The sequence below is a fragment of the Anaplasma phagocytophilum genome (assembly GCF_023476575.1).
Classification (GTDB): Bacteria; Pseudomonadota; Alphaproteobacteria; order Rickettsiales; family Anaplasmataceae; genus Anaplasma; species Anaplasma phagocytophilum_A.
This window is the reverse complement of the sequence record NZ_JAHLEX010000175.1, coordinates 1-1,007: the sequence shown is the minus strand read 5'-3', so window position 1 is coordinate 1,007 and position 1,007 is coordinate 1. Positions and strand designations below refer to the sequence as shown.

Below are 1,007 nucleotides of genomic sequence, written 5' to 3'. Positions count from 1 at the left end.
GAATATATATCGAGAAGTTTGGCTAGATTTTCCAATATCACTTCCAATAGCTCTACATTGGTCAATTTGAGATTTGGGATATGGCTGCATATCGAGGTCGCATATTCCGGATGATTACGTATGTTCACACCTACGCCACACACTATCCAGGGTATAGAACTACCCTGCACTTTGCTCTGTAATAGTACACCAGAAATTTTCTTGTTGTCCGCAAAAACATCGTTTGGCCACTTGTATTTTAGAGTTGTAATTTTTAAATTTTCTATATGTTTTGAAAAAATTTGCTCAAGAGATATCCCCACGGATAAGGCACAAGCGAATGAGAGCGTCGGTACGTGCAAATGCTCTTTTAAAACAATACTAAAATATAGATTTCCTTTAGGACTATACCACTGTCTGCCGCGCCTACCAACACCTGAACTTTGCTCATCAGCGACAACCACTGTACCTGAATCTGCGCCTTTCTCCGCCAATTCCATCGCATCTAGGTTAGTACTTTGGCTGATGCTACGTCTATGAATTACAAATGGCTTCATTGCTTGCCTCTATTATCTCGCTGTAAAATTTACTCTCCCCTGATGTTGCCTGCAATAATAGAACAGCGAAAAGCTGACTATAATGTCACACTGTTGCACAACTCCCGCACTTCTAAAGCTCTTAAAAGAACTTCTGGTCCAATGTTAAGCAGTACATGAAAAATTACATAATTCCGTGTACTCGGCTCTATAATCATAAAGATGGCAGCAGTAGCAGTAACCCTAACGGTAAGTTAGGCGACCACATTCCGCTGAGCTGAACACGAATTAAAACAATTAAGACGGTACTTTAGGAACCGCCAGTAATACCATCCACCACACGATGCCCTCTATCATCGCATCTGGATCTTACTTTATGTCGTACCAAGTCGAGCACTTCTCGAATCCGTCAGCAGAATCGCTATCATAGTATGAACCATCACTTCTCTAATTCACACTTAATAGCCTAACTGCTCATGCAAGTAATATACC

General features: G+C 41.0%; 1 protein-coding gene. It reads right to left on the bottom strand.

What is annotated here, in order from left to right:
• Positions 1–536, bottom strand: a 536-nt coding sequence (locus KPX09_RS05415) for a biotin--[acetyl-CoA-carboxylase] ligase (protein WP_249549323.1), incomplete at its 3' end; no start/stop codon positions are given.
• Positions 537–1,007: the final 471 nt, after the last annotated feature.